Origin of the sequence: Trichococcus sp. (genome assembly GCF_049684335.1) — a bacterium.
Taxonomy (GTDB): domain Bacteria; phylum Bacillota; class Bacilli; order Lactobacillales; family Aerococcaceae; genus Trichococcus.
Map to the genome: position 1 here is coordinate 1 of NZ_JBAVFV010000052.1, position 1,538 is coordinate 1,538.

The 1,538-nt window shown below is 51.4% G+C and carries 1 protein-coding gene; it reads left to right on the forward strand.

What is annotated here, in order from left to right; genetic code table 11:
• Window positions 1-1,448, forward strand: a 1,448-nt coding sequence (carB, locus tag WBM30_RS09520) for a carbamoyl-phosphate synthase large subunit (protein ID WP_424900492.1), incomplete at its 5' end; no start/stop codon positions are given.
• Window positions 1,449-1,538: the final 90 nt, after the last annotated feature.

Consider the following 1,538-nt stretch of genomic DNA (forward strand, 5'->3'; position numbering starts at 1 on the left):
GGGCGATCCAGGAAGCCGGCTACGAAGCAATCGTCGTCAACAACAACCCGGAAACCGTTTCGACGGACTTCTCGATCTCCGACAAACTGTATTTTGAACCCTTGACCGAAGAAGACGTGATGGCCATTATCGACCTGGAACAACCGCTGGGCGTTGTTGTGCAGTTCGGTGGCCAAACGGCCATCAACCTGGCCGACAAATTAGTAAAACACGGCGTGAAGATTCTGGGTACAAGCCTGGAAGATCTGGACCGCGCCGAAGACCGCAAACTGTTCGAACAGTTGTTGCGCGACTTGGATATCCCGCAAGCACCCGGCAAAACAGCCGTGACCGTTGAAGAAGCGGTCGCAGTTGCCGACGAAATCGGGTATCCGGTCTTGGTGCGTCCATCCTACGTATTGGGCGGACGGGCGATGCAGATCGTCTACAACCAACCAGACCTTGAGAAATACATGCGCGAAGCGGTCGTGGCCAGTCCCGAGCGTCCAGTCCTGGTCGATCATTACCTGATCGGACAAGAACTGGAAGTCGATGCGATCTGCGACGGCGAAACCGTCCTGATCCCGGGCATCATGGAACACATTGAACGTGCCGGCGTCCACTCGGGCGACTCAATCGCTGTTTACCCGCCGCAAAACCTGTCACCTGAATTGATCCAAACGATCGAGGATTATACGATCCGTGTGGCGCAAGGCTTGAACACCATTGGTTTGGTGAACATCCAGTTTGTCATCAGCGAAGGCGTGGTCTACATCATCGAAGTGAACCCGCGCGCGAGCCGGACGATCCCGTTCCTGAGCAAAGTGACTGGTATTCCGATGGCGAAGTTGGCCACAAAAGGAATCCTAGGCCTGAAGCTGAAGGATATGGGTTACAAGACAGGTCTGGTTCCGTCTAAATCAGGCGTATACGTGAAGATGCCAGTCTTCAGTTTCAGTAAACTGAAGAAAGTAGACACCGTACTGGGACCGGAAATGAAGTCTACCGGAGAGATCATCGGTAAAGACGTCAACTTGCCGAAAGCTTTGTATAAAGGCTTCATCGCATCCGGCGTGAATGTGCCTGATTACGGTACAGCGTTGATGACGGTATCGGATAAAGACAAAGAAGAAATCATCCCATTGGCGAAACGCTTGATTTCGTTAGGCTACCACATCGTTGCTACAACAGGTACCGGTAAAGCGTTGGAAGCAGAAGGAATCAAAGTTGATGTCATTGAGAAAATCAATGAGAACAGCAACGACATTCTTGATGCCATCCGCGACGGCCGCATCAACCTGGTCGTGAATACGATGACGGAAGGCAAGACGAGCGAGACCGACGGATTCTTGATCCGCCGCGAAGCAGTCGAAAACAACATTCCTTGTTTGACCTCTTTGGATACAGCAGAAGCTTTGCTGCAAGCGATGGAAACCATCCATTTCCAATTGGAAGACATGAGCAAATAAACTGTAAAGTAGAAAAGAGAAGCGATTGCCTCGTTGGGGCGGCCGCTTCTCTTTTTTTCTATTTGTTTGTGTCGGTCGTTAGACTAGGAC